This is a genomic window from Gemmatimonadaceae bacterium (assembly GCA_016720905.1).
In the GTDB taxonomy this organism is placed as follows: Bacteria; Gemmatimonadota; Gemmatimonadetes; order Gemmatimonadales; family Gemmatimonadaceae; genus Gemmatimonas.
The window spans coordinates 195,450-212,838 of sequence record JADKJT010000002.1 but is presented as its reverse complement, the minus strand read 5'-3'; the positions used below and the strand labels follow the sequence as shown (position 1 = coordinate 212,838).

Genomic DNA, 17,389 nt, shown 5'->3' with positions numbered 1-17,389 from the left:
CCACCACCGACCGGGTACTCGACGCGCTGTGACTGACTTCACCTTTGAGACCACCCCGCGCATTGTCTGCGCCGATGGCGCTGGGACTCGCCTGGCACAGTACGCGCGCGAACATGGCATGCGGCGAGCCCTGCTGGTGACCGACCGCGGCCTGCTCAGCAGTGGTGTCCTTGGCGACGCGGTGGTCGGCTTCAACGGGTCGGGTGTCAGCCTCAGCATCTTCGATGGGGTGGAAGCCGATCCACCGGAAGCAACGGTGCTGGCGGCGGTGGCGCAGGCCCGAGTCGACGCGGTGGACGGGGTGATTGGCATCGGTGGCGGTAGTTCGCTGGATACGGCCAAGCTGGTGGCGCTTCTGGCGCGTACGCCGCAATCGTTGGCCGACGCATACGGTGTGGGTCGCGCCACGGGGCCTCGATGGCCACTCATTCAGGTGCCCACGACGGCCGGAACGGGATCGGAAGTCACGCCAATCGCCATCGTGACGACGCCCACGAACGAGAAGATGGGTGTGGTGTCGAACGTCCTGTATCCCGACCTGGCGCTGCTCGACGCGACGCTCACGCTGGGCCTGCCGGCCCGCATCACGGCCATGACCGGCATCGACGCCATGGTGCATGCCATCGAGGCGTACACATCGCGTCATCGCAAAAACCTGATGTCGGATATGCTGGCTCGTCGTGCGTTGACCCTGTTGTCGGAGCAGGTGCCGCGCGTGCTGCGCGATGGCAGCGACCTGCCGGCACGTCGCGCAATGCTGCAGGGGTCGATGATGGCCGGGATGGCCTTCGCGAACTCGCCAGTGGCTGCGGTGCATGCGCTGGCCTATCCCCTCGGCGGCCATTTCCATGTGCCGCATGGGCTCAGCAACGCGCTGGTCCTATTGCCGGTGCTGGCATTCAATCTGCCGGCGGCCGATGCGTTGTACGCGGAACTCAGTGCGACGCTGCACCGCGACGGCCGCCCGGTTTGCGCGTCACCGAGTGGTGAGGCATTTCTGCAGGGGATGACCGAGCAGGTGGCGATGCTCGGCCTGGAGCGGTCGTTGCGGGAAGTCGGGGTGACGGCGGCCGACCTGCCGACGCTCGCGGCGGACGCGATGAAGGTGCAACGTCTGCTGGTGAACAATCCGCGCGATGTCACGTACGACGACGCGCTGGCACTGTACCGCCAGGCCTTCTGACCGGCTTTCGACATGACCTTCGCATTGCGCACGGAAACCCGGGACCGTTATCGGCACCTGTCCACCGTCGACACCCGGTGGATGGACAACGATGTGTACGGGCATGTGAACAACGTGGTGTACTACAGTTTCTTCGACACGGTCGTGAACCGGTGGCTGATCGCCCAGGGTGTGCTGGACATCGCGGCCAGCCCCGCCATCGGCCTGGTGATCGAAACACAGTGTCGGTATTTCGCCCCGATCACATTTCCGGATGTGGTCACTGCGGGACTACGCGTGGCGCATCTGGGCACCAGCAGTGTCCGCTACGAGATTGGCTTGTTTCGCAATGACGACACCACCGCCGCTGCGGCCGGGCATTTCGTCCATGTCTACGTCGATCGGGCCACGCGGACGAAGACACCGATTCCGTCGGCCGTGCGCAGCGCGCTGAGCGCCCTGTGTTGAGTTCCGCACGCCGGGTGTGGAAACAGTGCCTGACGATCAGGTGATGACCGTCGGTGTGGTGCGGCCCGTGCGCACGGCGAGCTCGCTCAATGCGAGTGCCGCATTCACCATTGGGGCCAGCGCGTCTGCCACCGGCACATCCAGTCGTGTTGTGGAAGTCTCGCGCGACTCGATGTACACGCGAATCGTGGCACCTTCGGTGCCGGTGCCCGACAATCGATACACGATGCGGGCGCCGTCTTCGAACAGCACGCGCAGCCCCTGGTGAGCACTCGAGGACCCGTCGATGGGATCGAGATACGCGAAGTCATCAGCCGCGCGCACGACCCGCCCGGCCAGCAACACGCCTGGCAGTCGCGCCAATTGCGCGCGCAGATGCGCCATGACGCCGTTGGCCGCATCAACCGGCACGCCCTCGTAGTCGTAGCGCGTGTAGTAGTTGCGTCCGAAGCGCGCCCAGTGGTCACGCACAATCGTCTCAACCGACTGTCCACGCACCGCGACGATGTTGAGCCAGAACAACACCGCCCACAGACCATCCTTCTCGCGCACATGGTCGGAGCCGGTGCCAAAGCTCTCTTCGCCACACAGCGTAATGCGGCCCGCATCAAGCAGATTGCCGAAGAACTTCCACCCGGTGGGTGTCTCGAAGCAGGGAATGCCCAAGGCGGCGGCCACCATATCCACCGCGCCGCTGGTGGGCATCGAGCGCGCCACGCCGGTGAGGCCACGCGCGTAGCCAGGGACCAGCGTGGCATTCGCGGCCAACACCGCCAGGCTGTCCGATGGCGTCACGAAAAACCGCCGGCCCAGAATCATGTTGCGGTCGCCGTCGCCATCCGATGCCGCGCCAAAGTCCGGTGCATCGGCGCCGAACAGCTCATCCACCAGATCGTGCGCGTAGGTGAGATTGGGATCGGGGTGCCCACCACCGAAGTCAGGCAGGGGCTCACCATTGATGACGGTGCCCGCCGGGGCCCCCAGTCGACGCTCCAGGATGTCCTTCGCGTACGGACCGGTGATTGCGTGCATGCCATCAAACGTCATGCGGAAGCCGCTGGCAAACAGCGCCCGAATGGCTGCAAAGTCGAAGAGTGATTCCATCAACGCCGCGTACGCTTCCACCGGGTCCACGACGTCCAGCATCATGGTGCCCAACGCCTGGGTGCCGATCGTGTCGATCGAGAAATCCGGGAGGTCGGCTATTCGGTAGGACACCATGACGGCGGCACATTCGGCCACCGCGTTGGTGAACGACTCGGGCGCCGGTCCGCCATTGGCGGCATTGTACTTGAGGCCGAAATCGCCATCGGGACCACCCGGATTGTGGCTGGCCGACAAAATCATGCCGCCCTGTGCGCGCTGACGAATCAGATGGGACGCGGCCGGCGTGGAGAGCAGGCCACCACGTCCGATGAGCACACGCGCGATGCCGTTCACCGCCGCCATGCGGATGATCGTGACGATGGCTTCACGATTGAAGTAGCGGCCGTCACCACCGACCACCAGCGTGCTGTCGGCCGGAAGGGCGGCCACGTCGAACAGCGCCTGCACGAAATTCTCGAGATAGCCCGGCTGGGAGAACACGGCCGTGCGCTTGCGCAAACCCGACGTCCCCGGTCGCTGGTCGGCGAACGGGGACGTCGTGATGGTTCGAATGGTCATGCGACGGGTGCCGTTACGTCCACTTGAGATCGGCCTTGGACAAGGGAATGGTGCGCACGCGCTTTCCGGTGGCGGCGTGGATGGCATTGACCAGCGCCGGAATCACCGGCGGCAGTGCCGGTTCGCCGATGCCCGTTGGCGAGAAGGCCGTCTTGCGCCAATGCACTTCGACCGGAGGGGCCTGGCGCATCCGCAGCAGTTGATACGTGTTGAAGTTGGCCTGTTCCGCCGCGCCATTCACGAACGTGATTTCCTGCGCGAAGGCCTGCCCAAGGCCGTCCATGACCGCACCTTGCACCTGCTGCTCGGCGTGGTTCGGGTTGATGATGTCACTGCCCACGTCACCCACCGCCCAGACTTTGTCCACGGTTATGGTGCCGGCTTTGCTGACCGTGGCCTGCACGACCTCGGCGAAGTATCCGCGATGACTGAAGTAGAACGCGACGCCCATCCCAGTGCCCTTGGGCAACGTCGCCTTGCCCCAGCCGGAGACCTCGCGCAACTGCTCGAGAACACCCCGCATGCGCGCGGCGTCGAAGCCCGCCTGCTGCGGGGGGCCGGCGGGTGCACCCGCCGCCGGAGCGGCCGCCGGCATTTCGCTGTTCAGCAAGTCAATGCGGAATTGCAGCGGATCCTTGCCGGCCGCATTCGCGAGTTCGTCGATGAATCCCTGAAACGCGAATGACATCGCATTGCTGCGCGGTGCACGCAGTGCGCCGGTGGGCACGCCAAGAGGCATCACCGATGCGTCGTACGCGAGGTTGGGTACAAATCGCGCCGGAAACTCGGTTGGACCCATATCCGCGCTGTTGGCGAACCGCTCCCCTTCGCCAAAGCTCACGAAATGATCCTTGAAGGCCACCACCTTGCCGTTGGCATCGACGCCACCGGTGAAATAGTGGAAGCCACCGGGCCGATAGAAGTCGTGCTGCATGTCGTCTTCGCGCGTCCACAACAGTTTGACCGGCACCCTGGTTTCCTTGGCAATCCACGCCGCTTCGACCATGTAGTCGTTGTTGAGGCGACGTCCAAACCCCCCGCCGGCGCGAATCATGTGCACGGTGATCTGATCCGCCTTGATGCCGAGCGTGGAGGCAACAAGTCCGCGCCCGCTCTCCGGCGTCTGCGACGGTGCCCAGATTTCGCACTTGCCGTCCTTGAAGTGCGCCGTGCAGTTCTGGGGTTCCATGGGGGCGTGCGAGATGAACGGATACACGTATTCCGCCTTGACGATTTTCGCAGCGCTGGCCAGCGCCGCGTCGACATCGCCGTCCTTTCGCAGCGAACGATGTGGTGGCAGGATGGAAAGCTCGGCGGCTTTGGCGGCGAAGCCCGCGCTGCTCTGCTGCGCCGTGCTGCCTTCGTCCCAGGTCACGATCAGTTTCTTGCGCGCCTGTTGCGTGAGCCACCAGCTGTTGCCCACGATGGCCACGCCACCCAGCAGTCCAGTCAACGACGTACCCCCGTCCACTACGAAGGCATGCGTGATGCCCGGCATCGCCTTGATGGCGTCCAGGTTGGCCGTCTTCACCTTGCCGGCGTACACCGGGCACTTGAGGAACGTGGCGTACTTCATGCCCGGCACCATGACGTCGATACCGAACATCGGTTTGCCGGTGATGATGTTGCGCAGATCGTAGGTTTTCTGCCGAGTGCCGATGAGCGTGAACTGCTTCGGATCCTTCAGCGGAATCGTTGCCAGATCCGGCGCCGGCATGGAGGCCGCTGCCGTCGCCAGCGACCCGTAGGTCGCGGAGCGCTTGCTGCTGCGGTGATGCACCACGCCTTTGTCGGTCACCAGTTCGCTGGCCGATACATTCCACTGCTTTGCCGCTGCCGCCACCAGCATAGCGCGACCGGCGGCGCCGACGCGGCGCATCGGCAGCCAGTTGGTGGGCGTTGCCGTACTGCCGCCGGCGATCTGCGCCTGGTATTTCGTGGAGTCGAGATCGCCTTGTTCGATGCGTACCTGCGACCAGTCGACGTCGAGTTCCTCGGCGATCAGCATGGGAAGCATGGTCTTGATGCCCTGGCCGATCTCGGGATTCTTGGCGGTGATGGTGACGATACCATCCGGTGTAATGCGCACGTACGCGCTGAGCGCCGGATCGGCCAGTGTGGGCGTGGCGCCGAGGCGCTCAATCGCTTCCAGCGGATCGGCATAGCTGGCCAACAGGAGGCCACCGCCGGCGAGGGCCGTGACTCGGAGGAATCCGCGGCGTGTAACGGCCTGCGTTGCGTCGGGTCGTGTGGTCATTGGTCGGCTCCTCAGCGCAGGTCGGTGGAACCGGGCTTGCCGACGCTGGCGCCGGAAGCAGGAAGCGGCGCGCCGGCCTTGATGTCGGCCGCGCGATGGATGGCCTGCTTGATGCGCAAGTACGTGGCGCACCGGCACAGGTTGGTATTCATCGCCGTGTCGATTTCCGCGTCGGTGGGTTTCGGAGTCTTCGACAACAGCGCAGCGGCCGACATCATCTGGCCGGCCTGGCAGTAACCGCACTGTGGTACGTCCAGTTCCTCCCAGGCTTTCTGCACCGCGTGCATCCCATCAGGCGAGAGTCCTTCGACGGTTGTGATCTCCTTGCCGACGGCTCGCGACACCGGCGTGGAGCACGAGCGGGTGGCCACTCCATCGATATGCACAGTACACGCGCCGCACCGCGAGATGCCGCAGCCGTATTTGGTGCCCTTGAGATCGAGTTCGTCACGAAGCGCCCAGAGCAGGGGCATGTCGGAAGGCACATCAAGGGTGCGCGCGGTGCCGTTGACTTTGAGACTGATGGCCATGAGTCGGGCGGGCAGGAGGGGGGCGACCGTACGGGGACGTCGGGCCGAGCCTTCAATATGGAGACGGAAGGCGGGAGACGGGAGGCGGGAGACCTGAGACGGACACCGCATCACCGTCACGGCGCCTCAACGCAACAGCATCACCGCGGCCAGCAGCACAACCAACACCACCGCCGCCAGCATCAGCCGGGAAGCGGGGAGTACGGGGAGCAGGGCCGGCGGCGGCTGGGTCGGCGTTGGAGACACCGGCGTCACTCGCACGCGATCACTGGCCACCGCCGGCACTTCGCCCGTCTCGTTGAGCGAGGTGAGGGTCAGCCCGTCAATCACCTTCACAATGTCCGTCGCCGATTGCGGTCGAGCGGCTGGGTCCTTTTCAAGACACCGCATGACGATCTGTACGATGGCCGGCGGCAGCCCAGGACGGTGTCGCTCCAGGGGTTCCGGACGTTCGTTCACCTGGGCGATCAGCACGTCGCGCAGATTACGACCCACGAACGGCGGCGAGCCCGTCAACATCTCGTAGGCCACACAGCCGAACGAGTACAAATCGGCGCGATGATCCACGGCCCCGGCCGAGGCGATCTGCTCGGGCGCGCTATACGCCGGGGTGCCCAACGTGGTGCCGGCACCCGTCAGACGTCGCCCACCTTTGCCACCATCCTCAGCGAGGGCGGTGTCCACGGCCATCGCGACGCCGAAGTCGGTGATCATGGCCACGCCGTCACTCAGCAGTACGTTTTCCGGTTTGATGTCGCGGTGCACAATGCCGCGACCGTGCGCGTAGGCGAGGGCCAGCGCGATCTCGCGCATCAGCCGAGCGGCGTTTCCAACCGACATGGCGCCACGCCGCGCCAGCAATTCGCGCAGCGATTCCCCTTCCACAAAGGGCATCGAGAACCATGGCACACCCGAACTGGTGACCGCGCCGGCGGTCAGCAGCGGGACCAGATGTGGGTGCTGCAGCCGCGCCGCGACGGCGATCTCGCGGCGAAACCGCTCGATGTTCACCCCGCTGGTGAGCGATTTGGGCAGCATCTTGATGACGACCCGTCGTCCCAGCGCCAGTTCTTCGGCCACAAAGACCTGCGACGCACCCGCACCGCCGAGTTCCCGCTCGATGGCGAAGCCGTTGCCCAGTGCCAATTCCATCTCGCCGCGATAGTCCACGAAGGAAGCTATCAGATCAGTCCGGCAGCGCCAGAACACCGCTCCGCTTCCTGTGTGATATTCCTCACATGGAACTAGGCATTTACTCATTCGGCGAGACCGATCCCCGCACGGCCAACGACCCACAGGTGGTGGCGCAGCGCGTGCGGGAGCTCATCGAAGAAATCGAACTGGCCGATCAGGTTGGCCTCGACGTCTTTGGTATTGGCGAACATCACCGGCCGGATTTCGTGGTGTCGTCGCCTGCGGTTATTCTCGCCGCGGCGGCCGCACGCACATCGCGAATCCGGCTCACCAGTGCGGTCACCGTACTCAGCTCGGACGACCCGGTCCGTGTGTTTCAGGATTTCTCCACGCTCGACCTGATCTCCGGCGGTCGGGCCGAGATCATGGCGGGTCGCGGCAGCTTTATCGAATCGTATCCGTTGTTCGGACAGGATCTTGATGATTACGACGCGCTCTTCGCGGAGAAACTGCAGTTGTTGTTGCAGTTGCGGGACTCCGAGCTGATCACCTGGAAGGGCGTGCACCGACCGTCCATCGATGCCCGGGGCGTATACCCTCGTCCGCTGCAGCAGCCTTTGCCCGTGTGGATCGCGGTGGGCGGCACTCCGGCTTCCGTGATGCGCGCCGGCGCGCTGGGCTTGCCACTGGCCATCGCCATCATCGGTGGGTCACCTGACCGATTCGCGCCTCTGGTGCAACTCTATCGCGATGCCGCGCGCCGGGCCGGGCACGACCCCGCCACCATGCCGGTGAGCATCAACTCGCATGGCTTCATTGCCGACACACCGCAGCGCGCGGCCGACATCGCGTTCCCGCCGTATCTCGATGCGATGGGACGCATTGGACGCGAGCGTGGTTGGCCCCCACCGACGCGACGGCAGTTCGACGCGGAGATCTCACCACTCGGTGCGCTGTTCGTGGGCAGTCCGCAACAGGTGGTCGACAAGATCCTGTATGAGCACGGGCTGTTCGGTCATCAGCGCATGCTGCTGCAGTTCAGCGTCGGTCCCATGCAGCACGCGGATATCATGCGTTCCATCGAACTGTTCGGCACTGCGGTCGCACCGGCCGTGCGCGCGGCGCTGGCCGAGCGCAACCCCGTGACGGACCGGATCATATGAAGAAGTGGTTTGTGATCGGTGTGCTGGGACTGGTGCTGTTCGAGTTCGCCAATGTGTACTTCATCATGCCGTTACCCTACAGTCAGAGGGTGCGCAGCATCGATGTGGCCTATGCGTTGTACACCTGGCGATGGGCGATACGGGCAGTGCTTGGTATTTCCATGCTGGTGGGGCTGCGCCCCGTCTGGCGCGCGGGGGGTTGGCAACGGGCGCTGGTGCCGGCGGGATTGCTGATGGCCGGCGGCGTGGTGTATGCGACGAACTTCACCATGGCGGCCGATCACATCTTCCTGGTGCCGGAGCACCTGATGATGGCGGCGACGACCGCCAACACGGTCGAGAAGAATCGGCTCGTCGTCGGGGTGAATATCAACGGCGAGGCCCGCGCGTATCCGGTGCAGTTCATCGGCTATCATCATCAGGTACGCGATACCGTGGGCGGTGAGCCGATCCTCGTTACGTTCTGTACCGTGTGCCGCACGGGGCGCGTGTTCTCACCCATGCTTGATGGCCAGGAAGAACGGTTTCGACTGGTGGGCATGGACCACTTCAACGCCATGCTGGAAGATCAGCGCACCGGGAGTTGGTGGCGCCAGGCCAACGGCGAAGCCATCACGGGCGCGCGAAAAGGCACGACGCTGCGCGAGATTCCCAGTCGACAGGTGACGCTCGCGCTATGGCTCGAGATGTATCCGGCGTCGCGCATCATGCAGGCGGACTCGGTGCTGCGAGATCGCTATCCGAAGAACTTCGACTACGAAACCGGCCAGAGTCGCAGCGCGCTCACGGGGACCGACTCGGTCTCCTGGAGCGACAAGGCGTGGGTGGTGGGGCTAGCCGTCAACAATCAGTCCAAGGCGTACGATTGGAATCAGCTGCGCCGTGAACGCGTGATCAACGACGTGGTTGGCGGCACACCGGTAGTCGTGCTGATGGCATCCGACGATGCGAGTTATTTCGCCTATGTGCGGCCGGACACCACTACGCACTTCACCATGCGCGGCGACTCACTCATTGCACCCAACGTGGCGTATGGACTGAGTGGCCGCGGTGCTTCGGGTTCCCTCGCGCCGGTGCAGGCCTCGCAGGAGTTCTGGCACAGTTGGCGGACGTTTCAGCCAAAGACGCTGCGGTACTGAAGACGGGAGACTGGAGACGGGAGACGGGAGATGTCCGCCGAGGCGGGTATTGACTCACCGCCAAAGCGTCTCCCTTCTCCCGTCTCCATTCTCCCGTCTTTCCTCTCACTTCGCCAGTTCCCTTACGGCGCCCGCGAGCGACTTCACCCGCGCGGCGTCGGTGGCACGTCCTGCATCCGCCTCAAGCTGCGTCGCGAGTGCCGTCAGCGCCGACCGTCGCGCCGCACCGGACAGCTGTTCGGCGGCGGCAAGATCACGCGAGATCGCCGTGAGGCGGGCGTCGGACAGACCCTTGCCACGTGCCAACTGGTCGACAAAGGAACGGACCACGGGAAAGCTGGCCGGCCACACGATGCGCTGCTGCAACTGTGCGTTCAACTCGTCGGTCCGCACCGACTTTGCCGCGTCAATCTCGTTCTGCGACAACAGCGCGTTTGGCGTCAGCTCGAAGATGTCGAGTCCCCGGCCGATTTCCGATCCATACAAGTAGCCGTTGTACCAATACACTGACCAGAAACCGGCCAACGTGAGCTTGGGATCGATGGGGCCGCGGTCGAAATACGCCAGTTCAACGGGCTTGGACGGATTGGTGAAGTCCACGATGGAGATGCCGCCCTGATACCAGGCCTGCACCATGATGTCGCGGCCGGGCACGGGAATGAGTCCGCCGTTGTGCGCCACGCAATTCTCGGCCGCGGTCTGCGGAGCCGGCATCTTGTAATAGCCCGCCATCTTCATCTTGCGATTGGTGCCCAGCGTGAAGATCGCGTCGGCTCCCCATTCCATCTTGTCGGTCGAGCGACACCGCGGTGATGTCCCACCGCCCCATTCGTCGGTGAAGATGACCGTTTTGCCGCTATTGCTAAACGTGGCCGAGTGCCAGTACGCGAAGTTGGGATCGATGACTTCGTCGATGCGTTTCGGGTTGGCCGGGTTGGAGATGTCCAGCAGGATGCCATTGCCGGAACAGGCGCCGGCGGCGAGACCGATGGCCGGATAGGCGGTGATATCATGGCACTGATCGGTGCGACCGGTGTTCTGCGTGCCGTCGCCGTGCGTGCCGCCCTTCCAGAGCCCCGCGATGTTGCCCGATGCATCGGCAAAAATTCTCGGGGCGTTAATGACCTTCGCCTCCTGCGGGGCGGCGAGCGGCACCTTGATCACTTCGATGCGGAACAGCGACGAGTTCTGGTCTTCCGGTGCGCCGACGCAGCCGGCCAACTCGTTGGGAGAACGCACGGGGCCCGTCCCCTGCACGTACACGTACACGGTGGACTTGTCCTTGGGATCGGTTACCAGCGTGTGCGTATGCGACCCGCGACACGTCTGCACGGCGGCCACCTGTCGAGGATGATCGATGTCGCTGATGTCGAAGATGCGCACACCGCGGAACCGTTCCGCGCTGACCGTGTCGGCGACGCCTTGCGTGCCGCAATCGACGCGGCCTGCATTGTCTTCAACTGAAATGAACAGCAGGGTACCCAGCACCGACGGGTCACCCTGGCCGCCCTGACACACCATCGATGCGCGAATCTTCGGCGCGCTCGGGTTTGACACGTCCCAGGCGTTCCAGCCGTGCCAACCGCCCTGAAAGACCAGGTTCTTGCTGAAGGCGAGATCGGAATTCGCGAACCCGAAGTCGCCAAGATTCTGCGGGTTGTACCAGCCTTCGGCTTTGGGGCCATGACCGACCAGCCGCAGGTTTTTGCTGGCCTCCTTCGCGTCCTGATAGCCCCCGGCCAGCCCGACGCGAGGATCCGTGGAGCGGCCGGTCGTATCCTGCTGTGCGCCGACGGAGACGGAGGCGAGCGAAAGCAGCAGTGGCACAGCGAATCGCGACACCAGGGGCGAGGACAGCGTCATAGTGGTTGGCCTGTGAAGTGATGAGGGTGATCGGCTGGTGAATACCACGAGGTGGCGCGGTGCTATCGGCGTCGGGCCGCCGGACGGCTTGGATACTTTGCCAGCAGGGCCTGCATCCGCCGGATCTCGGCGCGTTGATCGGTGTCGACGTCGGAGGCAAAGCCAAACAGTTGCGGCTCTTGTGCCGCGCCCGGCGCGGACATGAGTTGCTTGACCATGATCAGCGCGCCTTCATGGTGTTGAATCATGTAGATCAGAAACCGGCGGTCGAATTCGGCGCCCTTGGCCGCGCGCAGGGTGTCCATTTGTCCCGCCGACAGCATACCCGGCATGAGGCGATGGTCTGGGGACATGCCGGCCATCGACGGCATGCTGGCCACCTCCGGCACGGGAAGACCGCGCACGCGGAGCCACTCCGACATCATGGCGATCTCGTCCCGCTGAGAGACCGTGATCCGTTCTCCGAGCATCGCGATCGTCTGGTCGCGGCTCTGATCGGCGATCAGGGCGGTCATTTCCAACGCTTGCCCGTGATGGCCGATCATGCCCTGCACGAACGCGATGTCAGCGTCAGTCACCTTGACTCGGGCGCCTTGGCCCTGAGCCTGGTGCCCGGGGTGTGACGCCGAGGAGGGCGGGTTTTGGGCGAACGAGTGGGCCGGGTACCCGAGCGTCCCCACCGAGCCGACACCCAGCATGAAGAGGGCGACCAGTGCTCGGGACCGGCGGCCCTCCAGCGATGGCACGAAGCGCGACACGGGCGGATCTCCTGGGAAGCCTGAAAACCACTGGAAGGGAAGCTAGCCGTTCAGGAGGCTTTGAGAAGCTGGGCCCCCGGGGCGCTTGTCCCCGCGCGGTGCCGGGTGTATCCTTCCAATCAGCGATACACGCAAAAGACCGCGTGGACATGTTCCGACCGAAACGGGCCTGCCAAAGCGAGCGGGCTCTTTTTCGTTGGTGTCGCAGTCACCATGTGGTGGCGACCGTCGTGAGGGTGATCACGAGTACGATGGGTCGGTTTCGTTTTGCATCAGGTCCCAGGGCCGTGCTCCGACTTCAGTACACCATTTTTTTTCAGGAGCATTACGATGCGCATGACCGGCACAGTTAAGTGGTTCAACGACGCCAAGGGCTTCGGCTTCATCACGCCGTCCGACGGCCAGAAGGACTGCTTCGTCCATCACTCGGCCATCCAGGGCAGCGGCTTCAAGACGCTGGTCGACGGCGAGACGGTTGAGTTCGACATGGTCGCTGGCCAGAAGGGTCCGGCCGCCGAGAACGTCTCGCGCATGAGCCGCTGAGGCAGCTGTAATGACGCTCGAGTCACCGCAGGACGCGATCGCCGATCGCGGTGACTTCGCGCCGTCTCAGGCGTTCCTGGCCACGCATCGTGGTCAGGCCGCCTTTGCGCGTGAGTATGCCCGTCTCATTGCCGCCATTGTGGCGGACGTGGGGACGAAGGCAAAATTGAAGCCGGAGCTGGCACCCATTATTCGCCAGTCACCGGAACGTTGTATCGTGCAATTGGGCCCGGTCGCGTTGACCATGGTCTGGTTGCGAAAGGGCGCCGAGAATACCGCCAACGGCGAACTGTTGCTCATTCTCTGGCGCGGCACCATCGCGAAAAGCGGCGGCGAGCCTACCGAATATTCCGCCCGACGTCGAGTGGTCATCCCGCCGACAATCTTGTGGGAGGAAACACTGGTGGCAGCGGCTGCGAGTGAAGCCACATGGTCGTGGCGATCGGGTATCGCGGATGTCGACGGCGTCAGTTCGGTTACGTTGGCCGAACGATCCGTCCGTAGACTGGCCGCTCTGCACGACGACGAAACGGATTTGCCCGTTGCGTCGATCTCTCTCGACTGAGGCCACGCATGAAACAGGAAACGCTCGAATTCGAAGGGGTCGTGAACGACGTGCTGCCCAGCGCGATGTTTCGCGTCGGACTCGACAACGGCCACGAACTGCTGGCCACGGTGGCCGGCAAGATGCGCAAGTATCGCATCCGCATTCTCGCCGGTGACAAGGTTACGGTTGAGGTTTCGCCGTACGATCTGGCCCGCGGCCGCATCATCTTCCGGCACAAGTAGGGCGCCGGCCGGCTACTGCGGATGTTGCACCGCGGTCGTGTCGGCTGAGGTGATTCGCGTCCGTCGTTCGACGCGAACGCGAGGCTGGCAGAACTGCACCAGGCGCGACGCATAGTGAACCGTCGCCTCCATGGTCCCTTGTACGGGAAAAGGCTCCGAGGCCTGTAGCAACGCGTCCACGCGTTCGTGCCGATCGCGCCGCAGGTTGGTGTAGTTCGCCTCGCCATCAAGGCGAACGGCGTCGCCCGACTCGTAGTCGAGAACGAGGAGCGCAAATCTCCTGGATCGGCGAAGGTTCCCGGTGCTCACGAACATCCCGTCGCCCAGATACTCGGTCCAGTTGATGGCGCTGTTGACCGCGTCATAGCGGAGAAATCCCGGCTGTCCACCGCGATGGGATACATCGGCGACGCCCTCGGGCGTCACGGTCACCAGAAAGGCCGTTTCGCCGCGAGCAATGGTGTCGACGACCCATTGATCATCCGGCGCGCGACGTTCCTGAGCCGTCGGACCAAGATGTCGGGACGCGCCGGTGCTGCTGGTAGGCGTCATGTACTTGCGACAATTCGTAAACGCGACGCCACACGGGACTTCCACGAGCGAGCCATGCAGCTGCGGATGACCGGCAACCCGTGAGCGGCGCGCGGTTGCGGGATTGATCACGATGCCCCCCCACGGGCGTTCGATCGGCAGCAAGTCGACCAGCGCACTGGTCATGGATACCGCGATCGCGCCCGCATGCCCGGCCGCGGACACGAGCGGGGCGGGCCCGGAAAGCGCGGCGACGTGCAGTGTGTCCGGCGTGGCGCTCGCCAGCACCACCAAATCGGCCTCGTTGGCGTAGTCGACTACCGGTCCAACCCACGTCGAGAGATTGTCAGCGCATTGAACGGAGTTCGCTTCGCGCTGCACATCACGCTGCCCTTCATGGTAGAGGAACGGGTGCATGGCTCACTCCTGGTCGGGCGTCTGCGGTTCGCGCGCCTGCGATCAATCTCAAGACGATGTGGGCCAGATGCACAAAGCGCAATCCGGACCCAGATTCCGCCCATGACCCATTCCCGCCGATTCGTTTCTCGCGCCGCGACCGCGTGGCTGCTGACGAGCATGGCCGTCCTCCTTGGCGCGGACGCGTCGCGCGTTCGGGCGCAGGCGGCCACGCTTCCGCGGGCTACCGTGGACTGGCCCGCGTACGGCAACGATGCGGGCGGCCTCAAGTATTCGCCACTCACCGACATCAACCGCGGCAACGTTGCGTCGCTCGCCGTGGCCTTTACGTGGCGAAACAATGAGGAGCCGATCGCGGCGCGCGAAGGGCAAAAGGCGGCGCGCGCGGGGCAATTTCAGGCGACGCCGCTGGCCATTCATGACACGCTGTTCTTCTCCACGCCGTTCAATCGCGTTATCGCGCTTGACGCGACGACGGGGCGCGAACTGTGGGCGTTTGATCCGCAAGCATGGAAGACGTACGGTCAACCCAGCAATGGCACGGGCTTTGTGCATCGTGGAGTGGCCACCTGGACCAATGGCCGCGAGCGGCGCGTGTTCATCAACTCGCGCTGGAGACTGTTTGCCTTGGACGCGGCCACGGGTCGTGAGATTCCCGGGTTCGGCGACCACGGCATGGTGGATCTCACGGCGCAACTATCACGTCCGGTGCGCCCGGAACACTACACCAACACGTCACCTCCCGTGGTGTGGGGCAATCTGGTGATCGTCGGCAATGGCGTCGGTGATCGGCTGGTGTATCGCGGCGATCCGCCGGGCGACGTGCAAGCGTACGATGTGCGCACGGGGAGACGCGTGTGGCGCTTCCAGACCGTGCCGCGGCCCGGCCAACTGGGCAATGACACATGGCGCGACAGCGCCTGGGTGTACGAAGGACACACGAACGTGTGGGCGCCGTTCACCGTGGACAGTGCCCGCGGACTGGTGTATCTGCCGGTGGGGACGCCCAGCAACGACTGGTACGGCGGTGAACGCCAGGGGGCGAATCTCTTCGCCGAATCCATTGTGTGTCTCGACGCGCGTACCGGCAAGCGCGTGTGGCACTATCAACTCACGCATCACGGGCTGTGGGACTATGATTTGCCAGCGCCTCCCAATCTTGTGACGATTACGCACAACGGGAAGCGTGTGGATGTAGTGACGGTGCCAACGAAACAGGGATTCGTGTTCGTGTTCGACCGCGTCACCGGCGAACCGGTGTGGCCCATCGAGGAGCGCGCCGTGCCACCCAGCGACGTGCCCGGTGAAGTGGTGTGGCCGACGCAGCCATTTCCCACGAAGCCCGCCCCGTTCACGAGACAGGGATTCACCGCCAACGACGTCATCGACTTCACGCCGGCGTTGAGGGCGGCTGCGTTGGAGGAACTGTCGAAGTATGTGATTGGGCCCTTGTACACCCCACCGTCGGTGAAGGGCACGGCGGTGAACCCCGGCGCCATTGGCGGATCAGGATGGGGCGGCGCCGCCGTCGATCCGGAAACGGGTTGGTTGTACGTGAAGGGTACCAACTCCCCTGCGCTCTTCGCGCTGCGCGCGCGCACCACTGGCAGCGACACCGTAGATGCACCATACATGGTCGATCTCGCCAACTCCACGCTGGGCGTGACGTTGCGCGATGGTCCGGAAGGCACGGCTGGTCGTGGTCGCACCTTACCGATCAACAAGCCACCGTATGGCAATCTCACCGCCATCGACCTGAACACCGGTGAACACCGATGGCAAGTCACGTTGGGCGATACACCGGCCTATCGGCAGCACCCGGCGCTGGCGGGCGTGGCGCTTCCGGATAAACTGGGTGTGGCGGGTTCGCCGGGCGCGCTGGTCACCAAGGGCGGCTTGCTGTTCATCAGCGGCGGTGGTCGCGTGCTGTACGCGATTGATGCGAAAACCGGTGCCACGGTATGGGAGCATGATTTGGGCCAGATTGCCTATGCCAATCCCATGACCTACCGCAGTCGCGCCGGCCGTCAATACGTGGTCATCGCAACGGGTGCTGGTGCGCAGGCGACGCTGGTGGCGTTCGCGTTACCGCAGTAGCCCGGCCACCCGTCAGGTCGCGCGCGAGAACAGGTCGATTTGCGGTGGCTGAGTAGGGAGTCCGAGGCACTCCAGCACGCGCAACGTCCAGCCATCGCGATCGGCCGGATCAAGAAATTGCACGGGCACATCGAACGCCGTGATCAACTGATCGATGATCACATCGATCTCCAGCTGAAAGCTTGGACTCACCGCGCGCTTACCGTCAAACGACGGTGCGCCGAGTATCGGCACCTTGAACAGCACGTCGTAGCCGCGCACCCAGTCGGCCACCAGCGCGTCGAGCTCGGAACGGCGCCCCACGCGGGCCACCAGATACGCGTAGTTGTCGAGTACCGAACGGTCGCAGACCACCACTTCGTACGCCGCCGCCGCCTCGATTTCCTCGGCAATCTGGGTGTGCAGAATCCACGCCTGCGCGTCGTAGGTGGTGCCTTCGTTGATTGGCAGCGGACAACGGCGCGCCACTTCCTTGACGATATCCACCCCCAGGTCGAGTCGCTTGAGTTGCGCGGCGAGGTCGAAGCAGAGCGTCGTCTTGCCGACACCATGGGTGCCGACAAACGCCACTTTCACGCGCCGACCTTCAAGCAGATTCGGTGAATTGGTCACTGACGTCAGGCCTTCTTGAGGAACTCCGTCTTGAGCACCAGCCCCTTCACCTTGTCGGCGTTGCACTCGATTTCACCTGTGCTGCCGGTGAGGCGGATGTTCTTGATGAGCGTACCCCGCTTGAGCGTGACCGAGGTGCCCTTGACCTTGAGATCCTTGATGACCGTGACGGAATCCCCGTCGCCGAGCAGGTTGCCATTGCTGTCACGCACATCCATGACGCGTACTCCGTTGGGGTGAACACGGGAATCTAGTAATTTT

The 17,389-nt window shown here is 64.1% G+C and carries 17 protein-coding genes; 8 read left to right on the top strand and 9 right to left on the bottom strand.

Going from position 1 to position 17,389, the window contains the following annotated elements; all coding sequences use genetic code 11:
- The first annotated feature begins 28 nt into the window (after positions 1-28).
- Positions 29-1,183: an iron-containing alcohol dehydrogenase gene (locus tag IPP90_03245; protein ID MBL0169735.1), complete on the top strand. Its 1,155-nt coding sequence runs from the start codon at positions 29-31 to the stop codon at positions 1,181-1,183.
- Positions 1,184-1,195: 12 nt separating this feature from the next.
- Positions 1,196-1,630, top strand: coding sequence for an acyl-CoA thioesterase (locus IPP90_03240; GenBank protein ID MBL0169734.1), 435 nt, complete (start codon positions 1,196-1,198; stop codon positions 1,628-1,630).
- Positions 1,631-1,666: 36 nt separating this feature from the next.
- Here IPP90_03240 and IPP90_03235 read toward each other — a convergent pair whose 3' ends face one another.
- The 4 genes from IPP90_03235 to IPP90_03220 all read right to left on the bottom strand — a co-directional run bounded on the left by IPP90_03235 (position 1,667) and on the right by IPP90_03220 (position 7,252).
- Positions 1,667-3,295, bottom strand: coding sequence for an alpha-D-glucose phosphate-specific phosphoglucomutase (locus IPP90_03235; GenBank protein ID MBL0169733.1), 1,629 nt, complete (start codon positions 3,293-3,295; stop codon positions 1,667-1,669).
- A gap of 13 nt (positions 3,296-3,308) precedes the next feature.
- The gene (locus IPP90_03230) at positions 3,309-5,552 is read right to left on the bottom strand and encodes a xanthine dehydrogenase family protein molybdopterin-binding subunit (protein MBL0169732.1); all 2,244 of its coding nucleotides are present in this window, start codon (positions 5,550-5,552) and stop codon (positions 3,309-3,311) included.
- An 11-nt stretch (positions 5,553-5,563) separates the two neighbouring features.
- Positions 5,564-6,082, bottom strand: coding sequence for a (2Fe-2S)-binding protein (locus IPP90_03225; GenBank protein MBL0169731.1), 519 nt, complete (start codon positions 6,080-6,082; stop codon positions 5,564-5,566).
- A gap of 126 nt (positions 6,083-6,208) precedes the next feature.
- Positions 6,209-7,252, bottom strand: coding sequence for a serine/threonine protein kinase (locus IPP90_03220; GenBank protein ID MBL0169730.1), 1,044 nt, complete (start codon positions 7,250-7,252; stop codon positions 6,209-6,211).
- Positions 7,253-7,320: 68 nt separating this feature from the next.
- Between IPP90_03220 and IPP90_03215 the strand changes: the two genes are divergently transcribed.
- Positions 7,321-8,379 carry an LLM class flavin-dependent oxidoreductase gene (locus IPP90_03215; GenBank protein ID MBL0169729.1) on the top strand — a complete coding sequence of 353 codons (1,059 nt, stop codon included), beginning with the start codon at positions 7,321-7,323 and terminating at the stop codon, positions 8,377-8,379.
- A complete protein-coding gene (locus IPP90_03210) occupies positions 8,376-9,518 on the top strand; it encodes a DUF3179 domain-containing protein (protein MBL0169728.1) in 1,143 nt (380 codons plus the stop codon). Before IPP90_03215 ends, IPP90_03210 begins: the two co-directional genes overlap by 4 nt.
- Positions 9,519-9,623: 105 nt before the next feature.
- Here the strand turns inward: IPP90_03210 and IPP90_03205 are convergent, their stop codons facing one another.
- Both IPP90_03205 and IPP90_03200 read right to left on the bottom strand, forming a co-directional pair.
- Positions 9,624-11,381: a hypothetical protein gene (locus IPP90_03205; GenBank protein ID MBL0169727.1), complete on the bottom strand. Its 1,758-nt coding sequence runs from the start codon at positions 11,379-11,381 to the stop codon at positions 9,624-9,626.
- A 62-nt stretch (positions 11,382-11,443) separates the two neighbouring features.
- Positions 11,444-12,139, bottom strand: coding sequence for a DUF305 domain-containing protein (locus IPP90_03200; GenBank protein ID MBL0169726.1), 696 nt, complete (start codon positions 12,137-12,139; stop codon positions 11,444-11,446).
- Between the two features lie 336 nt (positions 12,140-12,475).
- On the opposite strand from IPP90_03200, the gene IPP90_03195 reads away from it, so the two are divergent.
- The 3 genes from IPP90_03195 to infA are packed head-to-tail and all read left to right on the top strand — an operon-like array spanning position 12,476 to position 13,471.
- A complete protein-coding gene (locus IPP90_03195; protein ID MBL0169725.1) occupies positions 12,476-12,682 on the top strand; it encodes a cold-shock protein in 207 nt (68 codons plus the stop codon).
- A 10-nt stretch (positions 12,683-12,692) separates the two neighbouring features.
- Entirely contained in the window at positions 12,693-13,247 is a 555-nt protein-coding gene (locus tag IPP90_03190) for a hypothetical protein (protein ID MBL0169724.1), read from the top strand.
- Positions 13,248-13,255: 8 nt separating this feature from the next.
- Positions 13,256-13,471 (top strand): translation initiation factor IF-1, encoded by a 216-nt coding sequence (gene infA, locus IPP90_03185; GenBank protein ID MBL0169723.1) that lies wholly within the window; start codon positions 13,256-13,258, stop codon positions 13,469-13,471.
- A 12-nt stretch (positions 13,472-13,483) separates the two neighbouring features.
- Here infA and IPP90_03180 read toward each other — a convergent pair whose 3' ends face one another.
- The gene (locus IPP90_03180) at positions 13,484-14,419 is read right to left on the bottom strand and encodes a pyridoxamine 5'-phosphate oxidase family protein (GenBank protein ID MBL0169722.1); all 936 of its coding nucleotides are present in this window, start codon (positions 14,417-14,419) and stop codon (positions 13,484-13,486) included.
- A 102-nt stretch (positions 14,420-14,521) separates the two neighbouring features.
- On the opposite strand from IPP90_03180, the gene IPP90_03175 reads away from it, so the two are divergent.
- On the top strand, positions 14,522-16,516 hold the full coding sequence (locus tag IPP90_03175) for a pyrroloquinoline quinone-dependent dehydrogenase (protein MBL0169721.1): 1,995 nt from the start codon (positions 14,522-14,524) through the stop codon (positions 16,514-16,516).
- 12 nt (positions 16,517-16,528) lie between these two features.
- On the opposite strand, the gene IPP90_03170 is transcribed toward IPP90_03175, so the two are convergent.
- Positions 16,529-17,137, bottom strand: a complete 609-nt coding sequence (locus IPP90_03170; protein ID MBL0169720.1) for an AAA family ATPase — start codon at positions 17,135-17,137, stop codon at positions 16,529-16,531.
- Positions 17,134-17,346, bottom strand: a complete 213-nt coding sequence (locus tag IPP90_03165; GenBank protein ID MBL0169719.1) for an alkylphosphonate utilization protein — start codon at positions 17,344-17,346, stop codon at positions 17,134-17,136. The genes IPP90_03170 and IPP90_03165 overlap by 4 nt, the downstream gene beginning before the upstream one ends.
- Positions 17,347-17,389 lie beyond the last annotated feature (43 nt).

Coding starts and splice junctions, on each gene's coding strand:
- IPP90_03240 (MBL0169734.1), top strand. CDS start 1,196: ATGACCTTCGCATTGCGCACGGAAACCCGGGACCGTTATCGGCACCTG.
- IPP90_03235 (MBL0169733.1), bottom strand. CDS start 3,295: ATGACCATTCGAACCATCACGACGTCCCCGTTCGCCGACCAGCGACCG.
- IPP90_03230 (MBL0169732.1), bottom strand. CDS start 5,552: ATGACCACACGACCCGACGCAACGCAGGCCGTTACACGCCGCGGATTC.
- IPP90_03225 (MBL0169731.1), bottom strand. CDS start 6,082: ATGGCCATCAGTCTCAAAGTCAACGGCACCGCGCGCACCCTTGATGTG.
- IPP90_03215 (MBL0169729.1), top strand. CDS start 7,321: ATGGAACTAGGCATTTACTCATTCGGCGAGACCGATCCCCGCACGGCC.
- IPP90_03210 (MBL0169728.1), top strand. CDS start 8,376: ATGAAGAAGTGGTTTGTGATCGGTGTGCTGGGACTGGTGCTGTTCGAG.
- IPP90_03205 (MBL0169727.1), bottom strand. CDS start 11,381: ATGACGCTGTCCTCGCCCCTGGTGTCGCGATTCGCTGTGCCACTGCTG.
- IPP90_03195 (MBL0169725.1), top strand. CDS start 12,476: ATGACCGGCACAGTTAAGTGGTTCAACGACGCCAAGGGCTTCGGCTTC.
- IPP90_03190 (MBL0169724.1), top strand. CDS start 12,693: ATGACGCTCGAGTCACCGCAGGACGCGATCGCCGATCGCGGTGACTTC.
- infA (MBL0169723.1), top strand. CDS start 13,256: ATGAAACAGGAAACGCTCGAATTCGAAGGGGTCGTGAACGACGTGCTG.
- IPP90_03180 (MBL0169722.1), bottom strand. CDS start 14,419: ATGCACCCGTTCCTCTACCATGAAGGGCAGCGTGATGTGCAGCGCGAA.
- IPP90_03175 (MBL0169721.1), top strand. CDS start 14,522: ATGACCCATTCCCGCCGATTCGTTTCTCGCGCCGCGACCGCGTGGCTG.
- IPP90_03165 (MBL0169719.1), bottom strand. CDS start 17,346: ATGGATGTGCGTGACAGCAATGGCAACCTGCTCGGCGACGGGGATTCC.